The sequence below is a fragment of the Actinomyces sp. S4-C9 genome, from assembly GCF_000758775.1.
GTDB classification, from domain to species: Bacteria; Actinomycetota; Actinomycetes; order Actinomycetales; family Actinomycetaceae; genus Gleimia; species Gleimia europaea.
In genome coordinates this window covers 139,868-163,999 of the sequence record NZ_JRMU01000004.1, presented here as the reverse complement: position 1 = coordinate 163,999, position 24,132 = coordinate 139,868, and the positions used below count along the sequence as shown (strand labels likewise).

19 protein-coding genes and 2 tRNA genes are annotated in these 24,132 nt (G+C 58.8%); 11 read left to right on the top strand and 10 right to left on the bottom strand.

The annotated features are described in order from the left end of the window. Nucleotides 1-5: 5 nt before the first annotated feature. Nucleotides 6-90 (bottom strand) — tRNA-Ser (locus tag HMPREF1628_RS02360). 125 nt (nt 91-215) lie between these two features. Here HMPREF1628_RS02360 and ybaK point away from each other — a divergent pair. The 6 genes from ybaK to trxA all read left to right on the top strand — a co-directional run bounded on the left by ybaK (nt 216) and on the right by trxA (nt 6,947). Beyond that, the gene (gene ybaK, locus HMPREF1628_RS02355; protein ID WP_034507307.1) at nt 216-707 is read left to right on the top strand and encodes a Cys-tRNA(Pro) deacylase; all 492 of its coding nucleotides are present in this window, start codon (nt 216-218) and stop codon (nt 705-707) included. 67 nt (nt 708-774) lie between these two features. Next, nucleotides 775-3,366, top strand: coding sequence for a DNA polymerase III subunit gamma and tau (locus HMPREF1628_RS02350; protein WP_034507304.1), 2,592 nt, complete (start codon nt 775-777; stop codon nt 3,364-3,366). Nucleotides 3,367-3,368: 2 nt separating this feature from the next. Beyond that, entirely contained in the window at nt 3,369-3,968 is a 600-nt protein-coding gene (gene recR, locus HMPREF1628_RS02345; RefSeq protein ID WP_034507302.1) for a recombination mediator RecR, read from the top strand. Nucleotides 3,969-4,115: 147 nt separating this feature from the next. Then, on the top strand, nt 4,116-5,432 hold the full coding sequence (locus tag HMPREF1628_RS02340) for an aspartate kinase (RefSeq protein WP_034507299.1): 1,317 nt from the start codon (nt 4,116-4,118) through the stop codon (nt 5,430-5,432). Next, entirely contained in the window at nt 5,429-6,484 is a 1,056-nt protein-coding gene (locus HMPREF1628_RS02335; protein WP_034507297.1) for an aspartate-semialdehyde dehydrogenase, read from the top strand. The genes HMPREF1628_RS02340 and HMPREF1628_RS02335 overlap by 4 nt, the downstream gene beginning before the upstream one ends. A gap of 82 nt (nt 6,485-6,566) precedes the next feature. Further along, a complete protein-coding gene (gene trxA, locus HMPREF1628_RS02330) occupies nt 6,567-6,947 on the top strand; it encodes a thioredoxin (RefSeq protein WP_034507295.1) in 381 nt (126 codons plus the stop codon). 73 nt (nt 6,948-7,020) lie between these two features. Here trxA and HMPREF1628_RS02325 read toward each other — a convergent pair whose 3' ends face one another. Continuing rightward, nucleotides 7,021-7,764: a TetR/AcrR family transcriptional regulator gene (locus HMPREF1628_RS02325; RefSeq protein WP_052038781.1), complete on the bottom strand. Its 744-nt coding sequence runs from the start codon at nt 7,762-7,764 to the stop codon at nt 7,021-7,023. Between the two features lie 61 nt (nt 7,765-7,825). On the opposite strand from HMPREF1628_RS02325, the gene HMPREF1628_RS02320 reads away from it, so the two are divergent. Both HMPREF1628_RS02320 and HMPREF1628_RS02315 read left to right on the top strand, forming a co-directional pair. After that, nucleotides 7,826-8,281 (top strand): (deoxy)nucleoside triphosphate pyrophosphohydrolase, encoded by a 456-nt coding sequence (locus HMPREF1628_RS02320; protein ID WP_084703158.1) that lies wholly within the window; start codon nt 7,826-7,828, stop codon nt 8,279-8,281. A 41-nt stretch (nt 8,282-8,322) separates the two neighbouring features. Continuing rightward, nucleotides 8,323-8,396, top strand: a tRNA-Gly gene (locus HMPREF1628_RS02315). A 149-nt stretch (nt 8,397-8,545) separates the two neighbouring features. Here the strand turns inward: HMPREF1628_RS02315 and HMPREF1628_RS02310 are convergent. The 5 genes from HMPREF1628_RS02310 to HMPREF1628_RS02290 are packed head-to-tail and all read right to left on the bottom strand — an operon-like array spanning nt 8,546 to nt 14,777. Beyond that, complete coding sequence (locus tag HMPREF1628_RS02310; RefSeq protein ID WP_034507293.1) at nt 8,546-9,937, bottom strand: ABC transporter ATP-binding protein; 1,392 nt, start codon at nt 9,935-9,937, stop codon at nt 8,546-8,548. Continuing rightward, nucleotides 9,934-10,620 carry an energy-coupling factor transporter transmembrane component T family protein gene (locus HMPREF1628_RS02305; protein ID WP_016444301.1) on the bottom strand — a complete coding sequence of 229 codons (687 nt, stop codon included), beginning with the start codon at nt 10,618-10,620 and terminating at the stop codon, nt 9,934-9,936. Before HMPREF1628_RS02305 ends, HMPREF1628_RS02310 begins: the two co-directional genes overlap by 4 nt. Then, entirely contained in the window at nt 10,613-11,209 is a 597-nt protein-coding gene (locus tag HMPREF1628_RS02300) for an MptD family putative ECF transporter S component (RefSeq protein WP_016444300.1), read from the bottom strand. The genes HMPREF1628_RS02305 and HMPREF1628_RS02300 overlap by 8 nt, the downstream gene beginning before the upstream one ends. 35 nt (nt 11,210-11,244) lie before the next feature. After that, the gene (locus tag HMPREF1628_RS02295) at nt 11,245-12,993 is read right to left on the bottom strand and encodes an ABC transporter ATP-binding protein (protein WP_034507291.1); all 1,749 of its coding nucleotides are present in this window, start codon (nt 12,991-12,993) and stop codon (nt 11,245-11,247) included. Continuing rightward, nucleotides 12,990-14,777: an ABC transporter ATP-binding protein gene (locus HMPREF1628_RS02290; protein WP_034507289.1), complete on the bottom strand. Its 1,788-nt coding sequence runs from the start codon at nt 14,775-14,777 to the stop codon at nt 12,990-12,992. Before HMPREF1628_RS02290 ends, HMPREF1628_RS02295 begins: the two co-directional genes overlap by 4 nt. A gap of 289 nt (nt 14,778-15,066) precedes the next feature. Here HMPREF1628_RS02290 and HMPREF1628_RS02285 point away from each other — a divergent pair, with 289 nt between their 5' ends. Next, a complete protein-coding gene (locus HMPREF1628_RS02285) occupies nt 15,067-16,677 on the top strand; it encodes a SulP family inorganic anion transporter (RefSeq protein ID WP_232219356.1) in 1,611 nt (536 codons plus the stop codon). A gap of 84 nt (nt 16,678-16,761) precedes the next feature. On the opposite strand, the gene HMPREF1628_RS02280 is transcribed toward HMPREF1628_RS02285, so the two are convergent. Then, nucleotides 16,762-19,140: a glycoside hydrolase family 3 protein gene (locus HMPREF1628_RS02280; protein WP_034507287.1), complete on the bottom strand. Its 2,379-nt coding sequence runs from the start codon at nt 19,138-19,140 to the stop codon at nt 16,762-16,764. A gap of 173 nt (nt 19,141-19,313) precedes the next feature. Continuing rightward, entirely contained in the window at nt 19,314-19,745 is a 432-nt protein-coding gene (locus HMPREF1628_RS02275) for a cupin domain-containing protein (protein ID WP_034507284.1), read from the bottom strand. A gap of 126 nt (nt 19,746-19,871) precedes the next feature. Here HMPREF1628_RS02275 and dcd point away from each other — a divergent pair, with 126 nt between their 5' ends. Together dcd and HMPREF1628_RS02265 are read left to right on the top strand one after the other, a co-directional pair. Beyond that, complete coding sequence (dcd, locus tag HMPREF1628_RS02270) at nt 19,872-20,483, top strand: dCTP deaminase (protein WP_034507282.1); 612 nt, start codon at nt 19,872-19,874, stop codon at nt 20,481-20,483. Further along, the gene (locus HMPREF1628_RS02265) at nt 20,480-21,712 is read left to right on the top strand and encodes a hypothetical protein (RefSeq protein WP_052038780.1); all 1,233 of its coding nucleotides are present in this window, start codon (nt 20,480-20,482) and stop codon (nt 21,710-21,712) included. The genes dcd and HMPREF1628_RS02265 overlap by 4 nt, the downstream gene beginning before the upstream one ends. Nucleotides 21,713-21,746: 34 nt before the next feature. On the opposite strand, the gene HMPREF1628_RS02260 is transcribed toward HMPREF1628_RS02265, so the two are convergent. Then, complete coding sequence (locus HMPREF1628_RS02260) at nt 21,747-24,077, bottom strand: (Fe-S)-binding protein (protein WP_034507281.1); 2,331 nt, start codon at nt 24,075-24,077, stop codon at nt 21,747-21,749. Nucleotides 24,078-24,132 lie beyond the last annotated feature (55 nt).

The following is a 24,132-nucleotide window of genomic DNA, read 5'->3' as shown; positions in this document are numbered from 1 at the left end:
ATTTGCGGAGGATGGGGGATTCGAACCCCCGAGGGCTTGCACCCAACCCGCTTTCCAAGCGAGCGCACTAGGCCACTATGCGAATCCTCCTGTGGGTTTCCGCGCGTGAGCGCGGTAACGCTTCGATAGTCTACCGAATGACGGGCGCATTAGTCGAGTTAGCATGAGTGTGACACCTGTCAGATAGGCAACATTTTAGCGTTCAGGATGGGGGCGTGGTGGATCAGTCGGTTTCTACTCCAGCGGTCGCGTACTTGTTGGAGGCGGGAGTCCCGTTCTCGCAGTTAACCTACGAACATTCCAGCGAGTTCGACCACGGGTTCGGCCTTGAGGCCGCGAAAAAGCTCGGTTTTGATCCTGCGGAGGTGTTCAAAACCCTCCTCGTTGACGCTGACGGTGAGATCGTGTGCGTAGTTGTGCCGGTAGACCACCGCATGTCTCTCAAGAAAGTGGCGCGAGCGGCGGGCGCTAAGAAGGCGCAGATGCTTCCTCCCGAAGTGGCGCAGCGCCGCACAGGATATGTTGTGGGCGGGATATCTCCGTTTGGGCAAAAGCAGCAGGCGCCCGTCATCATTGACCAAAGCTGTTTGAATCAAGACTCGATTGTTGTGTCCGGAGGCCGGCGCGGTTTCTCCCTGCGCATGGACGTGCTGGATTTTGTGGACGCTGCGAAGGCACTGGTGGAGGACGTGGTCGCCGCCTCATAAACGTGCGATTCCGTCCGGTTTGCTCTCCTTCCAAACTTTTGTCCGTGCTTAACGATAGAGTTCACTTGTGACCATAGCTTTGTATCGCCGCTACAGGCCCGACACGTTCGATGACGTGATCGGGCAAGACCACGTGACCGAACCCCTAAAGGCAGCGCTTCGGTCCAACCGCATCACGCACGCCTACTTGTTCTCCGGGCCGCGAGGATGTGGCAAAACCACGTCCGCTCGTATCCTCGCGCGTTGCTTGAACTGCGCGGAAGGCCCCACGGACACGCCCTGCGGCAAGTGCGAATCTTGCGTGGAGCTTGCCAGCGGCGGCACTGGCTCTTTGGATGTTGTTGAGATTGACGCGGCCTCGCACAACGGTGTGGATGATGCCCGCGAGCTACGTGAACGCGCATCTTTCGCGCCAGTTCGAGACCGCTACAAGGTGTTCATCCTTGACGAGGCCCACATGGTCACAACCCAGGGCTTCAACGCGCTACTAAAACTGGTGGAAGAACCACCCGAGCATGTGAAGTTCATCTTCGCCACAACCGAGCCGGAGCGCGTGATCGGAACAATTCGTTCCCGCACGCACCACTACCCGTTCCGTCTAGTGCCCGGTGACCTCCTGTTGCCGTATTTGGCAAACCTTTGCGAGTCTGAAGGCATTGAGGTTGGCGAGGGCGTGCTACCTCTCGTTATACGCGCGGGCGGCGGCTCGGTTCGCGATTCCCTTTCGGTGCTTGACCAGCTGATGGCCGGAAGCATTGACTCGAAGATCCCGTATGACCTTGCTGTCGCTCTGCTTGGATACACGGACACGAATCTGCTTGACACCGCGGTTGAACAGCTCGCCAAGCGCGACGGGGCGGGCTTGTTCGCAACGATTGAGCAGATGGTTGAATCCGGCCATGATCCGCGCCGGTTTGTGGAGGACTTTCTGCAGCGTCTCCGCGATCTACTGATAATCGCGGTAGCGGGCGAGCAAGCAAAAGACATTTTGGGACAGCTTTCCGCGGAACAATGCGAACGCATGTTTGCGCAAGCAAAACAGTGGGGCGCCCCCGCGCTTTCGGTGGCCGCAGATCTAACCGATGAGGCACTGCGCTCCATGGTTGGCGCCACCTCACCCAGGTTGCAACTAGAGCTGATGATTGGCCGCATCCTCGTTGAACTAAGCGGCGCTCGAGTCCGCCCCAGCAGTGGTGAGGCCGAGGCCGGCTCGGCAGGTCACTCAGCCGCGCCCTCGTTCGGTGGAAGCAGTGGCTTTAATGGGCCTGCGCAAGATGGGCCGCAAATCCTAGGCGAGGACGGCAAGCCACTGACCGGAGCCGCGCTTGCGCGCGAAAAGCTAAGGCGATCGCGGGCACAGGACCAGGCGAACACTTCCGCCCAGGCCGCCGCCGGCGCCAATGCGCCTGCACGTTCGCAAACCCCGGCAGGTGCTTCGCAAACAGAAACCAAGCGTGCAGAATCCAGGCCCGAGTCAGTTGCCCAGCCCCAGCAACCCGCGCAGGCCCCGAGAGAGCAAGCGCCACAAAGAGCAGATGGAGAGCAAACACAAGCTCCCCAACAAGGGGCGGCCCCACAGGCACAGACCCCGCAACGGCCAGAACCCGCCCCAGCCCCAGGACCCGCCCCAACCTCACAATATGCGCCAGTGCCGGAGTCTAAGCCCGAGTCTCAGCCACAGTCGAAGCCTGAAACGGCACCTGCCGAGCAGAAGCAAGCCGCGTCGTCGCCCGCGCCGGGCAACGTGACCGCAAACCTGCACGGCAGGTGGGATCAGTTTGTAGAAGCCGTGCGCGTAATCATGCCTTCCTCGGCCTTCCTGATTGGGGAGCACGCCAAACTAATCTCAGAAGACTCCTCAACCGTTATTCTCGGGTTCGCAAACCAAGGGCTTGCGAACGTGTTCCTCAACCGACACCAAGACACCGCACTAAAAGCCATTCAAGTAATAACCGGTGTATCAAAAACCATCCAAGTTCAAGTGGGTGGCCAGCCGGCGCCTTCGGTTCCCGCGCAGCCGCCACACGGTAACCAGGAACCCGGTAACGGCGATGGCCGGCAGAGCCGTAATCGGGCAAGTAGCCAGCAGGGTTTCAACCAGGCAAATAATGGGCGCGAACACGCGGCAAACCGCGCTACTCAAAACGAATCAGCGCCAGATGACAACGAGGGTACCGCGTGGCCCGCGGTCCGCGCAGTACCGAACGCCCAGCCGCGCACCCCAGAACAGCAGGCTGCCAAGCAAAGCCGCAATATCGAAGGCCAACTAAACAGCCAGGCTCGTGCACAGAGCGCGCCCGCTGAACAGACCCAGTCCGGTGCCACAGAGCCTGACCAGCCTCCGCGCCCACACGTCCTCACAGAACCGTCACAGCAGAGCGCGCGCTCGCAGGAGACCGCTGGCCCTCAAGAGTCCTCGCGTCCACAGGAATCCTCGCGCCCGCACAGCCCAACATCTGCACACCCACAAGTCGCCCCCGAACCGTCACGAGAAACCGTGCCAACCTCGCAGCCCGAAGAGTCGGAGTACGACTTCGACACTGGCGGGGCTAATATGGACGACGCCGACGCTGAAAACTCAAACCTCGTGGGACTCCCACTAGTTGAAAAGATGTTCGGCGCAACAATCATCGAAGACGCGAGTGAAGGAAATAAATAGCCTTGTACGAAGGTGCAGTCCAAGACCTCATCGATGAACTCGGGGCGCTCCCCGGCATCGGCCCAAAATCCGCGCAACGCATAGCGTTCCACATTCTTGGAACCGACCGTGAAGACGTGATGCGCCTGGCACGCGCGCTCCAAGTAGTCAAAGAAAAAGTCCGATTTTGCACCATCTGCGGCAACATCGCGGAAGAAGAAACGTGCAACATCTGCCGCGACGCGCGTCGCGACCAAACCATCATTTGCGTAGTCGAAGAAGCCAAAGACGTTGAAGTAATCGAACGCACCGGCTCCTACCGGGGTCTCTACCACGTGCTCGGCGGCGCCATCGACCCAATCCGCGGCATCGGGCCCGACCAGCTACGCATCCGCGGCCTCATGAGCCGCCTATCCTCCAACCAAATCAACGAAATCATCATCGCCACTGACCCCAACATTGAGGGCGAAGCCACCGCAACCTACCTCGCCAGAATACTAGACACCATGGGAGTGCCCGCATCACGCCTCGCTCTTGGCCTGCCAGTTGGCGGAGACCTCGAATACGCAGACGAAGTCACCCTGGGCCGCGCCTTCGAAGGCCGCCGCACCATCGGAAGCTAACCAAAACCCCCTCTAGAAGCGTAAAAAAGGTCACAATTTTGGCCAAAATGTTCGCAAGGTGGATCCAACAAACACGCCTCCCCCTACCGCGCCTACACTGATCACAACATCAGTGGCAATGCCACCCACAACATAGAAGAGGTCGACGTGGCGCTAATAGTGCAAAAATACGGCGGGTCATCCGTATCAGACGCGGAAGCAATGAAACGCGTTGCCAAACGTATTTGCGACACCCACCATGCGGGCCACAAACTCGTAGTAGTCGTATCCGCAATGGGAGACACAACTGACGACCTATTCGACCTGGCCGGTCAACTAACCGACGAGGCTCCCCAGCGCGAAATGGACATGCTCCTATCCGCAGGTGAACGTATCTCAATGTCGCTGCTCGCCATGGCTATAAATCAAATGGGTGTGCCCGCAGTGTCGTACACGGGCGCGCAGGCAGGCGTCCTCACCGACAGCCACTTTGGAAAGGCCCAAATCACGGGCATGGTGCCAGAACGCGTTGCCCGTTCCATTCGCGAGGGCCAGGTTGCCATCGTTGCTGGATTCCAAGGCTTGTCCTCCGATGATGACGTCACCACGCTCGGTCGCGGCGGCTCCGACACCACGGCAGTTGCCCTCGCAGCCGCCCTCCACGCCGATGTTTGCGAAATCTACACGGACGTTGACGGCCTCTACACCGCAGACCCGCGCATCGTGCCAACCGCAAGGCGCGTGCGCAGGCTCCGCCAAGAAGAAACCCTCGAGCTTGCGGCCCACGGCGCTAAGATCCTTCACCTTCGTGCAGTCGAGTTTGCGCGCAGATACAACGTTCCCCTTCACGTACGCTCCTCGTTTTCCAATAAGGATGGAACGTGGATCGCGAACTCTGACGCGCACCCCGAACTTGTTGGCCTCGTGCCAGATGCAGCCCTAAGAACCCTAGAGGAGGATCAAGTGGAAGCTCCCGTTATTTCCGGTATCGCGCATGATCGCAGCCAAGATAAGATCACGATCGTTGGAATCGCGGACGCGCCGGGCATGGCGGCGCGCCTGTTCCAAATCGTTGCGGCAGCCGGCGCGAATATCGACATGATTGTGCAGAACATCCCCACGTCGGGAACGGGCCGGGCGAATATTTCGTTCACGCTTCCTGGTGCTGACGCGCAGCGCACCATCGCCGCGATCGAGGCGGCCAAAGATGAGCTGGACTACCAGGATCTGCGCTACAGCCCCGGCGTTGGCATCCTTTCGCTCGTGGGCGCGGGAATGAGGACCAATCCGGGTGTTTCCGCCAAACTGTTCGGCTCCCTGTCAGACGCGGGGATCAACATCGACATGATTACGACGTCCGAGATTCGCATCTCGGTTGTCACCAAACTTGAAGACTTGGATCGGGCTGTGCGCGCCGTGCACTCGGCGTTTGGCCTTGATTCCACTGAATCCGAAGCCGTTGTTTATGGAGGTACGGGACGATGAAAGAACTAACTCTCGCTGTTGTTGGCGCCACCGGCCAGGTGGGTCACGTGATGCGCCAGATCCTAACCGAACGCGATTTCCCGGCCGCAAAGGTGCGATTCTTCTCCTCGTCGCGCTCCGCGGGCACAAAACTCCAGTACCGCGGTGAAGAGATCGTGGTCGAGGACGTCGCTACCGCTGATTACTCCGGCATCGACATCGCGATTTTCTCTGCTGGGGGAGCAGCTTCGCGCGAGTACGCGCCAAAGTTCGCCGAGGCCGGAGCAGTGGTTGTAGACAACTCGTCCGCATGGCGTAAGAACCCGGATGTGCCGCTTGTGGTCAGCGAGGTCAACCCGCAGGCTATGAAGTCGCGCCCTCTGGGTATTATTGCGAATCCGAACTGCACGACGATGGCGGCAATGCCTTCGCTGAAGGTTCTTCACGAAGAGGCCGGTTTGAAGCGCCTCATGGCGTCCTCCTACCAGGCCGTGTCAGGTTCGGGTCTGGCGGGCGTGCGTGAGCTCATCGACCAGATTGAGGCTGGCGTGAAGCAGGATTTGCAGGCGCTCACCACTGACGGCAAGGCAGTTAAGCTGCCCGAACCAAAAACGTACGTGGCGCCTATCGCGTTCAATGTGGTGCCACTTGCCGGTGGCCTCGTTGATGATGGTTCTTTGGAAACGGATGAGGAGCAGAAACTTCGCGACGAATCGCGCAAGATTCTAGGCATTCCAACGCTTGCTGCCTCCGCAACCTGTGTGCGCGTGCCGGTGTTTACGGGTCACACGCTCACGGTCCATGCAGAGTTTGAGAAGCCGATCAGCGTGGAGCGTGCTAAGGAACTTTTGCAGGAGGCTCCTGGCGTCCAGCTTGTGGATGTGCCTACTCCGCTGGCGGCCGCTGGCATGGATGGAACGCTAGTGGGCAGGATTCGCCAGGATCAGGCAGTTCCGGATGGGCGCGGCCTGGTGTTTGTGGTTGCGGGTGACAATCTGCGAAAGGGCGCCGCGCTTAATGCGGTGCAGGTTGCAGAGCTTGTTGCCAAGGAGCTTTCCGGCTCGGTTGCCTAGATCACTAGCCGCTACGGAATACATTCGTAGCGCTTGTGGTTTAGGGTGTTAGCAACGCAAATAACTTTTGGAGGGTTACCTGATGGCAACTGTTGATGTGGACTTCGAGAAGTTCGGCAAGACCATTGAGGAAAACGATGTTGTTCTAGTGGACTTCTGGGCAGCGTGGTGCGGTCCGTGCCGCATGTTCGGTCCGATCTACGAGGAGGCTTCAAACCGCCACGAAGACGTCGTTTTCGCGAAGGTTGATACGGAGGCCGAGCAGCAGCTGGCCATTGCCGCGCAGATCCAGTCGATTCCTACTCTGATGGCGTTTCGCGAGGGCATCGCGGTGTTCCGCCACTCGGGCGTGTTACAGGGCGAAGCTCTGGACGACATCATCCGTCAGATTAAGGAGCTGGATATGGACGAGGTCCGCAAGCAGATCCAGCAGGCTGATGGTGAAGGTGCGGAAGGCAACTAACACCAAAGTGTGAAAGGTTCAGGCACGCGATATGCGTGCCTGAACCTTTTTGTAGCGTCTATGGTGCGCGGGGTTAGCGCGCGGTTTTGTATCGCATGGCTCCGGTGACGGGGCAGCGTGCCTGTGCGCTTTGTTTGGCGAGGTCAAGATCCTTGGCCTCGTTTTCAGGGTTGTTGAGGATAGAGAAGTTGAACCTCAAGTCCGCGACAGCTGGATCAATGTGGTTGATATCGGATTCGGCTGCGCCGAGGCCCCGCAAAATGAATGCCTCAGTGCAGGCCATGACGTTGCTACGCTCTTGCGGATTGGCGGGCAGGTCAATGTTGGACAGGCAGGAGAGCACCAGGCGCACCGTGCTGGCGTCCGGGTTTTGAGTGATCTTGCCGGCCTCGTATGCGCCGTTCAAAAGCTGGTAGATGATGTGCTGGATTGTGCGGGCGTGCTGTTTGAGCTGCTGCTGCGGCACTGCCGAGGTGATGCGCAGCGGGTAGCTGAAGTGGTTTTGGTTTCGAAGTTCTAGCTGGGCGCGGATGTAGACGCGCAGCTGTTGAATCGGATCGTTGATGATGCTGAGAGTTTCGCCGAGCGCCCTGGTGAAGCGCTTTGTGGTCTCAAGGGTGAGTGCCACCAGTAGGCTTTCTTTGTCTTCGTAGTGGTTGTAAAAAACGGTTCGGCCGATGCCTGCGCGCCGCGAGATTTGGGCGATCGAGATTTGCTCGAAGGAGTATTCGCGCATGAGCGACGCGAGCGCGGCAAACAGAGCGTCGCGGGTATTTTCGCGGTGTTCGGCAAGGTTTGTCCCAGAGATTTTCGGCATAGATGTATTGTGACATTTTTCCCGTAAGTGTCGCAAAATCGTTTTGGGTAGACTCGAGGGCGTGAAGAAACTTGTAGTGGCAGCGGCTTTCATGCGCGGCGAGGGTACCGAGGCGCAGGTGTTTGCGGCCGCGCGGGCGTATCCGCAAGAACTTCGCGGTTTGTTTGAGCTGCCCGGCGGCAAGGTTGAACCGGGGGAGCGGCCCAGCGATGCCCTCGTTCGTGAAATCCGCGAGGAGCTAGGGTGCGACATCGAGCTTGGCCAGCCGGTGTTGTCGGAGGACGAGGACGGAGCGTGGCCGGTTCTGGGCGGGCGGCGAATGCTGGTGTGGCTGGCTCGCCCGATTGGATCCCCGCAGGTGGGTGAAGGTCACTTGGAGGCGCGATGGGTGGCTGCCAGCGACTTGCATGAGATCGCGTGGATAGAGCCGGATGTGCCGATTGTGGAGGCTGCTTTCAAACTGTATGCGCGCGGGCTGGATGGTTTTGGCGCGTGCGAGGGCCCGGCTATATACTGATCGGGCAACTAGACGCCAGATATGCCTGGTTTCTGGTGCTTGCGGGTGTAGTTCAATGGTAGAACATCAGCTTCCCAAGCTGAGAACGCGGGTTCGATTCCCGTCACCCGCTCCACTTAGACGTCGAAAATGATAAGTAGGCGTTTGCGTTAGCGAGTATGCCCCAAGGGGGCCAAGAAAATCGCTTGCGTTAGCGAGTGTATAGCGCGTTAACTCTGACCTGTACAAACACTTTCCTCTCTTTCGGCTGAGTGAGCGTTTGCGTTAGCAGGCGTTGATTTGGTCAAGGCGGACGCTATGGTCGGCGACCTCGGTAACGAGTTCAGCGTCGTGGGTGATGACAATGACGACGGCACCAGTGTCAGCGAGTTTACGCATTACTCGGGAAATCGCGACAAGGTGTTTGTAGCCAACACCGGACGTGGGCTCGTCGAAGATGTAAACTTTCTTGTTCGCAGCAAGCGCTGTAGCAATAACCAGACGTTGACGTTGCCCGCCAGAGAGTGCTTGCGGATGATCAGCCTCGTGGTCGGCAAGGTCGAGTTCTTCAAGGATCGCGTGGGCATCGATGTGTTGCTTTTCGGCTTTGGTCGTGCCGAGCGTGACTTCGTCGATGACGGTATCTGAGAACAACTGTCGGGTGGGGTCTTGCATGACGAGATATGCGTCTCGGCTGGCGAATTTTTGTCCGCCGAGTGTGATGGATGCATGTTTGGCTTTTTCTAGTCCGCAAACAATGCGTGCCAGAGTTGATTTCCCTGAACCGCACGGGCCGAGGAGCGCCGTGATTTTCCCCGCCGGAAACAACACGTGGTTAATATTGAGGACTGTGTTTCCATGACGGTAGGCAAAGGTGAGGTTGTCGATCGTGAGCCCGTTCCCTGCCGGTGGCGGGAGTTGTGGAATGGGCACGGGAACAAGGGACCGTAGTCCAAGGTGTTTGCGTTCCGCCTCTGGCGTGGCGTAGAACTCTTCGCCGGTTGCGGTGAGGGCTATCTTGCCTTTGTCGAAACAGTAGACACGGTCAGCGATCCCGGAAAGGAAACTTAGCCGGTGTTCAGCAATGATGATGGTGTGTCCATCAGCTTTGAGCCTGGCGATGAGTGTGGCGAGTTGGTCGATAACGTCAGCGGACAAGTTCGCGGTTGGCTCGTCAAAGACGATCATCGACGTGTTGTTGCACATGGCGACGGCGCAGGCCACGCGTTGCATCTGCCCACCCGACAGTTGTGTGACGCGGGATTCCAACAGGTCGGCGATACCTAACTCGGCTGCAACCTCGTCAATGCGGGCACAGATCTCCTGCGGGTCGCGGCCGAGATTTTCTGGGCCGAAGGCGAGTTCTTGGCGCACGTGGGTGGTGTAGAACTGGGTGCGCGGGTTTTGAAACACTGTCGAACAGTGGTGGGCAAGCTCTGATAGATCTACTCGTGCCACGTCAATGTCGTCGACTGTGACGTTTCCGGTAAGGTCGCCGTCGTGGAAGTGCGGGATGAGCCCGTTAAATAGCCGTAGTGCGGTGGTTTTTCCTGACCCTGACGCGCCACACAGCAAGGTGACAGTTCCCTGCCAAATAGTGAGGTTGGCGCCATTGATTGAGGGGTGGTCTGCTCCTCGATAGGTGAAGGTGACCCCAGTTGCTTGGGCTATTGTCATAGGACGATTCTCCATATCGCGAAGCCGATAACGACGAGCAGAATGACTGCGTCGATCACACGGAATTTCACGACCGTGACTGAGGTGGGCTTTGCGGTTCCGCCCAGTCCGCGCACGAGGGCAGCCGATGCCAGTTCGTCCCCGCTGCGTACCACGGTCGATAGCAGCGGGATTGTGAAGTATTGCGCCGCACGCAGGGAAAGCGCGGACATGCCGCGTAGTTTCATGGCATCTGAGATCGCTTTAACTTCGTGGCCGATCACGGGCAGCACACGTAAGGCAACCGAGATTGGGATCGTGAAACAGGTCGGGATCCGTGAGCTGGCGAGTGCTTTTTGCAAGGTGGCGGGTCGGATTACGCCGATCGCGTAGGCTCCCATTCCTGCGCTGACGCTGAATCGCCACATCCACTGCAGAAACAGCACGAGGAACGCGCTGGCTGTTGATTTCCAGACCAGTGGTATCACGAAGACGAGCCCGCTGAGGACCGCAAACGTGGCCAGGTAGACGGCCACCCAGCTCGGGCGCACGAGCGTGTTGGGGTTGATCGCAGCGCTCGTCAGCATCACGGCGGCGAATCCGCCCAGAGTACACACGAACCACGGCGAGTAGGCACTGTAGATCGTGGTGGAGACGATGACGAGCGCTGCGATAATGGTGCGCGGGTCGGGAAGTTTAGACAAGACCGGCCCGTTCAAAGTGTTTGCGCGCGACCCTGGTTCCCAACAGACCAGCAAGCCAGCCCACGATGAGCATCACGCCGAAGAAGCCCAGCAGAATCGGAATCGTGACGACCTGTGCCATCTTGGCGGCATACTCGGCACCCATTTGTTCGGCGATTTGCGACATATATGCGTCTTGGTTCATAAATAGCGGCATCCACGGTGACACGTAGATCGGCAGAATAAACAGTGCGTATGCCAGCGGAACGCGAACCTTAACGTTCTTCGGTCCCTTGGTGATGACTAGGTCGGCGAGCAGGCCGAATACAGCGGCCACCGCGATGCCTCCCACCCAGTGGCCGGTCACGAAAAAGAGGATTTCGATGATAATCAGCATGATTGTCAACGCCCCCATCTTCGGAGTGCGTGCTGTGAACAGCGCAAAGACGATGCCGTTAACGAGGATAGAAAGCAGGAAACCGGCATACATGGCGGCGGGGATGAACCCGAGCATTCCGAATGCAAACACGATGACGAACATCAAGGCGGTGAAGACGCCAATGTTGATGAAGTCGCGCGCGTTGAGGCGCGAGGATGTGGGTGTGGACATAGTTTTTCCTTTCATGTGCTTATACGTGCTGTGTTTTAGACGAGTTGCCATCCGGCTGCGTTGATGCGTTCTTGCCAGAAATCGCGGTATTGACCTGGCTGGTTGACCAGCTCGTCGTGGCACCCGCGCTGAGCGATACGCCCACCGTGGGAGAGCACAATGATTTGGTCAGCTTGTCGAATGGTTTCAAGTTTGTGGGCGATGACAATCAGTGTGGAGTGTTTGCGTAGCTCATTCATCGCCGCAACAATATTGGCTTCATTTTCCGCGTCCAACGCGCTAGTGGCCTCATCGAAAAGCACGATCGGGGCCTTCTTCACCAAAGCGCGGGCGATAGAGACGCGTTGCCGTTCCCCACCCGACAGTGCACGCCCGCCAGAACCCGCCAATGAATTCCAGCCGTCTGGGAGGCGGTTGACGATTTCCGTCACGCCCGACAGGTCAGCGGCCCACCTGATTTCTTCATCGGTGGCTTCTGGGTTGCCAAGGCGAATGTTGGCTTCGAGAGTGTCGTTGAATAAGTAGACGTCTTGGAAGACAAGAGACACCTGGCGCATCAAATCTTCGGTGGTCTGCTCGCGCACGTCCACTCCGCCAACGCGCACGCTGCCGGACTGCACATCCCAGAAACGTGCAACCAACCGGGCGATCGTCGTCTTCCCGCACCCAGATGGACCAACCAGGGAACACATGCCACCTTGCGGGACATGGAAGGAAATATCACGGAGAACCGGGGTGTCCGGATCGTAGCCGAAGGTGACGTCCTCGAAACGAACATCACCAGGGGCGTTTATCGGTGTAGAGGCATCGGGTTCGGACAGTTCGGGGGCATCCATGACCTTGTCGACGTGGTTCATCTGCTGGCGGCGTTCTTCCAGCCCAGACATACATCCGCCGATGTCTTGGAGCATAGTGGTGAACCGCAGACACATGCCGATGGTGACCACAGCGTTCAACGCGCTCACCTGCCCGCCGAGGGCGAGTTGGGCGGTCAGCCAGATCATCACCACAATGAGCGCTTGAACGAACATCCCATTAATCAGGTTCGCTAATGTTTCGATCCACAATGCTTTGCGACCCTTGCGGTCAGCCTGGTCGAAAGCCTGATCAAGGGCCGGGTAGTCGTCGGCGACATGGCAGGAGCGCAGCGCGCCTTGGCAGGTGGCGAATTCGACCATGCGAGCCGCCAGCTCCGATTCGGCTGGTTCGGAAACCTGCTTACCTTTATCAAGAAGCACACGGGAAATATGGAGGAAGGCAAGCATGATCGGGAACGCGATCGTCAAGGTCAGTCCCAGTCGCCAATCCCAGAACCAGGTTCCCACAGTGATCACCAGCACGGCCGAGAGTTTTTGGACGAGAGAGAAAATGAAATGTGCCGCCGACTCGCCCAAGTTCATCATTTCCTGGGTGACCATGCGCGACAGCCGTCCAGAGCTACCCGAATCGAACACTCCCAACGGTAGGCGGGCTACCTTGTTGCCGACCGCTTGATGGACGTCGTGAATGAATCCGAGCGCGCCGATATAGCCGGTGCGCATGCCATAAAACTCCGTGCCCACGCCCAGCACCGCGATCACCGCCAAGGCGATGAGCCAGCCCGAAAACGACAGCCCCCACACCGGCATTCCGGTTGCTAGGGCACTTGCGGCGGGAAGCAGAGTCAGCAGGGCAAAGCCGTGACACAGTCCTGAGACCGCACCCCACGCTTGACCAACCGAAAGGTCTCGCCACGAGGCGGGTTCCATCAAACGCTTAAAGCGTGGCAGCAATAGTTGATTCATCGTGTCATCTCCTCGCATGCACCTTGGGCAAGAAGTGCCTGATAGTGCGCATTACCCAACAACTCGTCGTGTTTACCGACCACAGCAATGCGCCCGCGTTCCATGACGACAATCTGATCCGCGCCCCTGATCGAGGCCAGTCGGTGGGCGATCACAATCACGGTTCTGCCTTTGGCAAGAGTCGAGAGAGCTTGTTGGATTTTCGATTCCGATTCCGGGTCCGCCATCGCCGTCGCCTCGTCCAGCACCAACACTGGGGCATCAACCATGAGCGCGCGGGCGATCGCGATACGGGCTGCCTGTCCGCCCGAAACGTGGGTGTCCTCTCCCAACACGGTGTCGTAACCATCTGGCAGGCTCATGATGAACTCGTCGATCTGCGCTGCTCTCGCCGCCTGCCGCACCTGATCTAAGGTTGCGTCTGGCGCGCCCAGGGCAATGTTGTTGTGGATGGTGTCGCGAATAAGCTGTGCATCTTGCAGGACGAATGCGACCGTCGAATACAACACGTCCTGGGAAATGCTCTTTAGATCAACCCCGCCGATGGTGATCGTGCCAGCGTCCGGGTCATCAAAGCGGGCCATCAAACTCGCCAACGTCGACTTCCCCGCACCCGACGGGCCAACCAGCGCGGTCACCGTGCCTGCCGGAATGCTCAGGCTTACCTCGTCTAATGCCTGGGTGTCGTCATAGGTATACGACACACCCCGAATCTCGATATCATGACCGTGTGGTGTCTGTGGTGCATCGGGTTGGCTCAATGCCGGTAGCTCCATCACCGCAACGAGGCGCACCGCAGCCGATCCCGCAAGCTGGTAAGACCAGGCGATGGTTGCGACTGTCATCAACGCTCCCGGCAGCACCAAGGCGATCAACGTCGTCGTTATCACCTCGTAGATGCTCACCCAACCGGCGTTCATCATCAACGCGCCACCGCCAAGGTTCACGATCAACAACACCGGGATCGACACCCACGAAAATGAGGCGACCGACATCGACACCAGCGGCATACACCACGCTCGGTAGAACTTAGAAAACTCGTTAGCTGCATCTAAATAGGCTTTATGTGCTTGGCCGACCTTGCCGAATGCTTTCACCACTGAGATACCGGCAACGAACTCGGCCATCGTTGCCGAAACCTGAGCGAGCTTGGTATCCATTTGCGCGGTCTTCTCATTCATCCCACGCATCGACATGCCATACATGCCCACATAGAGCGGGATCGTCGCAATCGACAGCAACGCGAGTCGCCAATCCACCACAAACGCATACATCAACAAGGCGAGCGGGGATACGATCGCGTTCAGTTTCTCTATCGGCCCGTGCGCGATTACTGTGTGCACCGTGGCCGTATCATCCTGAATGGTCTTGCGGATCTTCCCCTCACCCTCGCGGGTAAACCACGACAGCGGAGCAGCCGACATTCGGGCGGCAATTTGCCGACGCATCTGGTTACGCAACGACAGGTCAATAAAATGCGTCACGCCCAATGCAACAAAATATAAGCTCAACCGGGCCATGTATGCGCTGACGAGGAGTATGACGATCCAGTTCACCCGCGCCGGGTCCACCTGGTCTTGCATAAGTTCTCTGCCAAGCTCCACCAGAGCCACATACGGGGCAATAGCCAACACGCCAGAGAGAAAAGCCAAAACCTGCGCGACGAACAGCTTGCCTTTCACTGGCTGCGATAGTTGACGGATCGCGTTCTGGCCAGCGACAGATTTTTCCTTCGCGGACCCATACTCGCCGTCAACAACCTGATCCATTGCACTATCGTCCATGCAAACACCATCCTTATTAGGCAAGGCTAACCTTATCTAAATTCTGGAAGATGTACCTAACCGTGCACGTAAACCGATACGAGCATCACCCTTTCAAGGCCATACTCACCTGTTCACCAGTGCGGAATACGAACCGGATTGTATCCTCAGATCAATTCTGTGCCGTGATACCATGGTGAGTCCACGCGCCGTTTAGTTTTTCCTTGTATTTCGCGCGTGTTGATGAAAATTCTTGGCTTGAACGGGTTGGGATAAATACGTGCGGTTGTCTTCTTCGATAGCTGATCACTTGAAGTTTTTGTTACCGTCCGCAGATGATTATCGCGAGGCGAATTGGCGCCGCGACCTGGTTGCAGGCGTGACGGTGGGTATTGTTGCACTGCCGTTGGCGTTGGCATTTGGGGTTTCGTCTGGAGTGGGCGCAGCCGCCGGTTTGGTAACGGCAATAGTTACGGGCCTGATTGCAGCGGTTTTTGGCGGCTCACACGTGCAGGTGTCGGGGCCAACGGGCGCGATGGTTGTGATCCTGGCGCCAATAGTTGCGCAGCATGGGGCAAGTTCGATCATGTTGCTGTCGGTGATGGCAGGCCTGATGGTGTTTGCGTTCGGATTGTTGGGCCTGGGCAAGGCTATCTCCCTGATCCCTTGGTCCGTGGTGGAGGGTTTCACGCTGGGAATCGCCACGTTAATCGCGCTTCAGCAGGTGCCGATGGCGATGGGGGTAGAAATCCCGGCGGGCGTGAATTCGCTGCATGGCGCTTTCTTGGCCGTGCAGGCAGCGGACTGGGCGGTTTCTGCATTCACTCTGGGCATTGTCCTAGTTACTGTGTTGGTGATTGTGGGAACCTCACGCATATCAACAACTTTCCCGGCCTCACTCGTCGCAGTGGTCGTGGTGTCACTGGCGGCATTCTTTGGCAATCTTGCGGTTCCAACTATTGGGCAGCTCCCCAGTTCCCTCCCGGCGCCAAGCCTTCCACACGTTGATTTTTCATTGGTGAGGCAGTTGCTGCCTGCCGCGTTCGCGGTGGCAATGCTGGCGGCAATCGAGTCGCTACTGTCGGCACGTGTTGCGGCTGGAATGCCGGGTCAGGGCTCGTACCAGCCGGACCGGGAGTTGATGGGCCAGGGGCTGGTGTCAATCGGCTCGGGTATTTTTGGCGGAATGCCGGCAACGGGCGCGATTGCGCGCACGGCAGTGAACGTGAAGTCGGGAGCTACCAGCCGAGTGTCCGCAATCGTGCATGCCGTCGTTCTGGGCGCGGTGGTGTATCTCGCGGCTGGCCTCGTGAGCCATATTCCGCTCGCAGCATTAGCCGGAGTTCTGTTTGTAATCGCATTCCGCATGGTTTCTACGTCCAGTGTGCGCAAGATTTTGGGCTCAACGCGTGGCGATAGCCTCGTGTTCTGGATTACTGCACTGATCACGGTCGTGTTCGACTTGGTGGTTGCAATCCGTTTCGGCGTTGCGATCGCGGTGTTGTGGGCGGTCTACCACCTGTCCCGCCTGTCGGGTGTGGTGGAGTTGCCGCTGCCGGGCGAACGCCAGCAAGTGGATGACAAGATCGCCTACTTCCGTTTGGACGGCTCAATGTTCTTCGGCGCGGCAGAGCGCATCGTCACCGAGCTTTCCGACGTTCACCGCTCCACCGAAGTCGTGATCTTGTCAATGTCGCACGTGGGGATTTTGGACGCGTCGGGCGCGAAGCAACTTGCGGACGTGTTCGTGGAGCTCAACGAACGCGGCATAACAACGATGATCAAGGGCCTGCGCCCCGAGCATCTGAAGGCCGCGCAAAGCGTGGGCATAATCGATGCGCTAACCTCGCCCACCTACCTGTTCGATTCCATCGAAGAGGCTGCCGCCTCTGCACGCAAATTGGTAGGCGAGGGGTTGTGAGGCTGCGCTGATCCTCAACTTCGGCTGCGGTGGTTCTGTGAAACTCTGTGCCGGCCCTTACTTCCGGGGCCGGCACAGAGTTTCCTATTTTGAGCTCAGGGTTGCGTAACGCATCTTGAGGAAGTCGAGCACTCGCACCGCGCTGCGTTCGGCCTCACCGCGCGTCATAGTACCGGCCTCCAAGCATTCGAATAGGGAGTCCTCTCGCGTGGTGCCTTGGTGCACGTCACCTCCGGGCATTAGCACGTCCACGCCCGCCCGCACGCGATACGCCGAATCGTACACGCCCGCAAAGTTCGGGTCCGGAGCCATCCTCATCCACCAGTCCGTCATCACTGCTCCGCGGTAACCCCACTCGCCAAAAAGCACGGTCTGCACCAGATCGTAATGGTAGTGGCCCCACACCCCATTGATCTTGTTATAGGACGTCATGATGAAATGCGGGCTGGCGTCCTTCACCACCATCTCAAAACCGCGCAAATAGATTTCGCGCAGCGCGCGTTCGGACAGACGTGAATCGTTGTAAATGCGGTTAGTTTCTTGGTTGTTGACCGCAAAATGCTTCGGACATGCGCTGCGTCCCCGACTTTGAACACCCAGCACATTCGCGGCGCCAAAGCTGCCCGTGATCAGTGGGTCTTCCGAATAGTACTCAAAGTTTCGCCCGCACAGCGGATCGCGGTGAATGTTCATGCCCGGGCTCAAAATGATGTCCGATCCCAACAGAGCCATTTCTTCGCCATGCAAAGCCGCCATTTGCTCAATCAGCTGCGGATCCCAGGTGGAGGCAAGCGCCGTCCCACATGGCAGTAGCGTGGCGGTTGCATTCAAACGCAGCCCGGAGGGACCGTCCGTGGTGATTGCGGGAGGAACGCCCTTAGCGCGCAAAGCCTTCGTCACTCCTCCTAAAGCCCCCGCGTTGCCCGGCGCCCCCAGCGGCGAGTTCATGGTCACGTCACCGTAAGTCAGATCAGCGAGGTTTCGATTAGACAGGGACGCCGCAAAATCAGCGGTAGAAACGCGCCCGGCCAAGACGTCCTCGAAACGCGCATTTTCGGCGCTCGCGGGATTGCCAGAGGATTTCGGCAATCGCTGCGTGATGCGTCCGGCCAGATCAACCTCACTCATCGGAACGGGCTCCGACTTTACAGCATCCGCGCCCGCCTCGCGAACGTAGCGGTCAAACGCAACGACGGGAGCCGCGGCCTGCTCCAACCGCTCCAAAACCTTACGGTCGAACTGCACGTTGCCGATCTCGCGAGCCTCACGCACATCATTTCCGAGGAAGAGGGCGTAGTTACCTTCCTCCAAAACCCAACAGTGGCTGGTGTCCCGGCCCGCCCGGTCATCGTAAACCGCGAGGTTGCGTAGCGCCGCGGTGATGGTGAACTGCGCGCTCTCGCCCGGAGCGAGGTCGGGGGAGCGCCAAAATCCTACGAGTTCCCGCTCGGGCGCCCCGTTCAGTAGGCCCGGTTTGTGCACGTACAGTTGCGCCACTGCGGAGGATCTCGCTGATCCAGTGTTCGTAACGGTTGCGGATACGCTCACGCCCTCGTCGCAAATCTGAACAGTTTGGCCGGAATACTCATGCGGTGAATACCCCAAGCCGAATCCAAACGGGTACTGCACTTTTTCTTTGGCAAACGTTTCAAAGTAGCGGTAGCCAACGTAAATGTCCTCAACGTAGGTGTTCGCATCCAGGTCGCCAAAGTGTTCGTGGCTGGGATAGTCCTCGTAGCGGTATGCGATCGTGTCGGTTAGACGCCCGCCCGGCTCCAGCTCACCAACCAAGATTTTCGCGATTGCACGCGCCCCTTCTTGCCCTCCAGCCCACGCGAGTAGCAGGCCATCAACATCCAGCTCTTCCGCCCACGCCAAGTCCATGACGTTGCCGGTCACGACGATTGCAACGGTACGAGCGAACGCCTTATTCACCCGCTCTAGTAGGGATCTCTCGTCATTAGTGAGGTAGTAGGAGCCCTCCTGTAGCAAAGAGTCGCGGTCCTCACCGGCTGCGCGTCCGATAACCACCAGGGCCGTGCTACAGTGCGATGCTGCGACCTCGATCTCCGTATCCGACATAGGCATCTCGTCAAACGAGAGCGGCCACTTCCCCCACTCTTCGCCCGGATCTACGGGGTTCGCCGTGCACCACTCCTCATACTGGCCGGCCAGGTCAGCGTCCACAGCAACTCCAAGTTCGCGCAGCGACTCCGTCAGATTCGTAACGTAGGGCGGGTTTACGTCGCCGCCCGAGCCGTAACCGACCGCAATCCAATCGCGGGCCACGCGCCCAAAAACTGCCATCGGCTTGCCTTCCTCCAAGGGTAAAACTGCGTTGTTACGCAGGAGCGTGGCTCCTTTGGCTGCCGCTATTCCAGCGAGTTCCGCGAGTTTCGGATTCAGGGAGGCGACGTTTTCAGAAGCCCTAGTGGAGGTTTGCGAAAGGACGCTGTTTGTCATGTCTACCTCATTAATCGAACGAAATCTGTACGCGCATAAGCAGGAGCTTGCAAAAGCGATTCTTACGGAATGTCCCGCCGCGTTGCCAGGAAAAGGCGAGGCGCGAACCCAAAACTGGGTCCGCGCCCCTCAACAGAAACGATCAAGCGTTACCAACGTCCTCACGAATCAACTCAGTGCTCGTGCGGATCCGCCTCGGCATCCGCCTGCGTCTTGTGCACCGTACCGGGCAAATGATCTGCCGGGCCATAAATGGTGTACAGCTTCAACGGCTCCTTGCCAATGTTTGTCACGTTGTGCCAAGCTCCTGCCGGAACAAAAATCGCGAAGTCGTCCTCAACTTCCTTCACAAAGTTCAGGTCGTCCTTGGACGGGCCCATCTCGCAACGGCCCTTACCCTGCTCGATGCGCAGGAACTGGTCCGTGTCCTCGTGAACTTCAAGGCCAATGTCGCCGCCAACCGGAATCTCCATGACGGTCAGCTGAATGTGCTCACCCGTCCACATGGTTGTGCGGAAATTCGTGTTATCAAGAGTTTCCTTCTCAATATCGATCACGTAAGGCTTCTTGCCCTGATCATCAAACTGGCCAGCGTACTCAGTCATCGTCTATCCCTTCCTTCAACTCAAACTGTAACGAAATACACACCATACATCCTAGTTCCACCCGGCAAAAGGCGCAGAAGATCTAAGTGCTACCACGCCGCCTCGTTTTCATGGGAAAATGAACGCATGCTGCTAAGTGATCGCGACATTCGAGCCCACATTGACGCCGGCAAAATTGCCCTCGACCCGTGGGACCCAAACATGGTGCAACCAGCCTCCATCGACGTTCGGCTGGACCGCTACTTCAGGCTGTTCAACAACCACAAGTACCCGGTAATCGACCCGGCCGCAGACCAATCGGAGCTCACCAGCCTCGTGGACGTGGGTAACGAGCCCTTCGTTCTCCACCCCGGCGAATTCGTACTTGGCGCAACCTACGAGCAGGTCACGCTTGCCGATGACATCGCCGCACGTCTCGAAGGCAAATCATCACTTGGCCGCCTGGGGTTGCTAACGCACTCCACAGCAGGGTTCATCGACCCCGGATTCACCGGGCACGTCACCCTGGAACTTTCCAACACCGCAACCATGCCTATCCTGCTCTACCCGGGCATGAAGGTTGGCCAACTCTGCTTCTTCCAACTGTCCTCGCCGGCCGAAGCCCCATACGGCAAGGGCGCACGCGGATCACGCTACCAGGGCCAGCGCGGCCCCACCGCCTCCCGGTCGCATAAAAACTTCGAACGCGTGCAGATCGCGCAAAGCCCCCACATTGAAGGGGACGTGCAGGTTCTATGAGCAAGTCTGAGCGTGTCCCAATCGCCGAACGGCTCGCGCAACTAAACCAATCCAACACGCTTCCGCGCGAAACCAAACCCACGTCGGCGGATTCCCTTGCCACGCAGGCAATGCCAGACCTCGCCACCCAAGTGAACGCCACACGGGCCCGCGCCCTAACCGTCACGGCGGCGGGCGAGCTCAACGCCGTCGAACACGGCGCATCCGTTGACATGCCTGTTATCACGTTCGAGGACGCCAAAATCCTGAGCCCCAAAGACGCGGAAGGCAAACACCTTCTGGTCACCGGGGATGACGTGGACCCGCGCGAGCTTGAGGCCCTAGCCGTTTCTATTTCCGAGGATGCCGGCTGGCTTGCGCCCGGCCTGCTCCGCCTCACCGAAGGTGCCACCCTGGCAGGCCCCTGGCGCATCACCAAAACAGAACGCGCACTGCTTAACACGCCCGCCCGCATGGAGCAGGCGTGGATCGTAGACGTGCCCGCTGTTCGCACCAGCGCCGCCCCGGACTTCCTCATGCACACGGACCCACTTGCGCGCGCCTTCCCGGACGGCATGCCGGCGGGTAAAGAGTTCGAGGTTCTCGCCGGTCTTATCCGCATCGCCAGGCGCCTTGCCGGAGCTGTGAACGCCGCTCCCTCGCGAATCAACATCGAACCTGACGCGGACAGTGCGGTGGACATGATGGTTTACGCGCCCAGGTGGGTGGATGAGGAAGACCTCACCGCGCTGCTGCGTCCGTATCTGCCCGACATCGTGAACGGGTTGGAAGAAGCGAAGCTGGCGCCCATCGATTCGGCGCAGCGCGTGCAAACGCGGGAAGAAATCGCGAAAAAGATCAACATTTCTGAAGACGAGTTGGTGCGCATCGCTGAAATCGCGCAGAAAGCCGATAGTAAGGCTGCGGTCGAGGGGTTTGTTGTGCGCGGGTACTCGCTGATTGCATCCGTGGGGAATACCTCGCGAGTGCACATTACCGTTGCACCCGCAGACTTCACGCCCTCCGTTCTGCGCTTTGAGCAGTGGCCGCAGGGCAACGCCATCGAGTACGGGGTCCGCTGGATCATGCCCGAGGTTTACCGGGATAAACTCATGCGACCTGGCCGCGCGCTACGCTTTGAACGCAACCGCGTCAAGGACCAGATTGAGCTGATCGCCAGCCTTATCGCAAGGTCTACTGCCGGATACATGCTGGACGAAGACCAGTTCTTGATCTCCGACCCAGAGTAGGGGCGTTCGCGAATAGGGGCGCTCGCGGGCGAGGTTACTTGGTCGCCTCTTCGGTCTCGCCCCTGCGCACGGCATCTAGCATCAGCACAGCAACGTCCTTAATCTCAATGCCCTGCTGTGCGCCTGCGGGAGTGGGTGTGGAGCCCAGCATTTGTGAACAGAATGGGCATGCCGTCGCAATAACCTCTGCACCCGTCTGCCCGGCCTCGTCCACGCGCGCCTGCGAGATACGCACGCCCCGGGTTTCTTCCATCCATGCCCTGGCGCCGCCCGCACCGCAACACATTGCGCGCTCGCCCGAACGCGGCATTTCCACCATCTCAAGAGCGGGATCAGAACCGAGAAGAGTGCGCGGCGCCTCGTAAATCTGGTTGTGACGGCCCAAGAAGCATGGATCGTGATAGGTGATTTTGCGGCTTTCTTCGCCCGGCTTTGGCGGCACGGGAGTGAGGGCGCCTTCGCGAACCAGGCGGTTCAACAGTTGCGTGTGGTGTACAACTTCGAATGTGCCGCCAAGTTCGGGGTATTCGTTAGCGATCGTGTTAAAGCAGTGCGCGCAAGAGACCACGATTTTCTTCACGTTAGCCTCATTAAGCGTCTCGATAGCCTGTTGCGCGAGCATTTGGAACAGCAGCTCGTTGCCGGCTCGGCGCGCCGGATCGCCCGTACACGTCTCCGCGTTTCCTAGCACCGCGAACTTTACTCCCGCAACGTGCAGCAGCTCTGCGATTGCTCGCGTGGTTTTCTTCGCCTGATAGTCGTAGGCACCCGCGCAACCAACCCAAAATACCCAGTCAACTTCGCTGGCGTCCTCCACGTCCTCGCCTATGACGGGCACGTCAAACTCTAGGTCCTTAGCCCATTCCAGGCGCTTGCGCGGCGCTTGGTTGTACGGGTTAGCCTTAGTCTCTAGCGAACGGAACGGGCGCGCGAGTTCACGCGGGAAGGCAGATTCCATCAGCACCTGGTGGCGGCGCATTCCCAGGATCGTATCGAGGTGCTCAATGTCAACGGGGCACTGGTCTACGCACGCGCCGCACATCGTGCAGTCCCACAGCGCGTCCTCGCAAACTACGTCGCCAACCAGCGGGCCGGCTTCCATTGAAACGCCGGTTTCGCCCGTGTTTCCAGACGCGATTAGGGCTTCTAAAACGTCGGGGGTGTGCGCGGTGTTGGGAACGTTTGAATTGACGAGGACGTTGCCTTCCTCGTCTTTTGTGTAGGCATTGTCTCCTAGGGCTTCCATCTGTTCGACGGCGGCCACGTGGTCGCGCAGGGACAGGGTGAGAAGCTTCGGAGATAGGGGTTTGCCGGTGTTCCACGCGGGGCAAAGCTCTTGGCAGCGGCCGCATTCGGTGCAGGTCATGAAGTCTAGGCGCTGCTTCCACGTTAGGTCTGCAAGAGTGCCGGTGCCGAGCGTCGCGTCATCATCTAGCTCATCAAGCTGTTCTTCGCTCAGAAGCGGAGCCCCCTCCACAATGAGTGGCGAAGCCACACCCAGGGTTTTGGAACCGTCGACGTTGCGGCGCGCATAGATATTGATGAGGGCGAGGAAGCGGTGCCACGCCACGCCCATGCTGGTCTGCACGCCAACTACGGTCATCCACGCCATGGAGATCATGACTTTGAGGAATGACAGTACGGCTATCGAGTTGAGGAGGGCGGCGCTGGACATGCCGGCCAGGGCGTTTCCGAGCCATGCGGTGGTGGGGTAGTGCAGGGCCGTGGCGTAGGCGGGGTTCAGGATTAGTTGGCCGCCCTCGTCGGTTACGCCGTTGATTGCGGCCGCGTAGTCTAGGGCGCGCAGTCCGATAACTGCCAGCACTACGGTTAGCACTACTAACTCAACGAAGTATGCCTGCCAGCGCGTGGATCCAAGGAACCTCGATGCTAGTGAGGTGGCTCGGCCGGTGCGGGTTTCGCCTTCGGCTTCCTTTTTACGGCCGGAGCCGGACACAAGACGCAAGGTGATAAGGCCGATGATGCCAATGAGGCTGGTCCACGCGAACAGTTCAACGATCCATTCCCACAGGGGGAAATGGTCGATTGCGCCCAAGGAGAATGCGGGTGCGCGAAGTTTACCCATGCCGGTAGCAAGAGTGAGCGCCAGGATAGGGAAGGAGAGCATGACGAACCAGTGCGCGATGCGAACGCCGGGCCGGCCACGGAACTCGCGGTGGCTCAGCACGGTTTTGATGGTCATCCACAGGCGCGGGCCAATCGGGCGGAGACGGCCGGGTGCGCTCTGACCGGTGGCAACGCGCTGGTACATGACTATGAGGGCGCGAACGAAGGTCAAGATCGCGACGATGGTCGCGATGACGGCGATCGCAAAAAGGGTTACGCGCAAGGTTGCAGGGGTCATGGCCTTCGCTCCTTCACGGTTTAGGGCCTGTCCGTATTATCGCTTTATTGCGCCG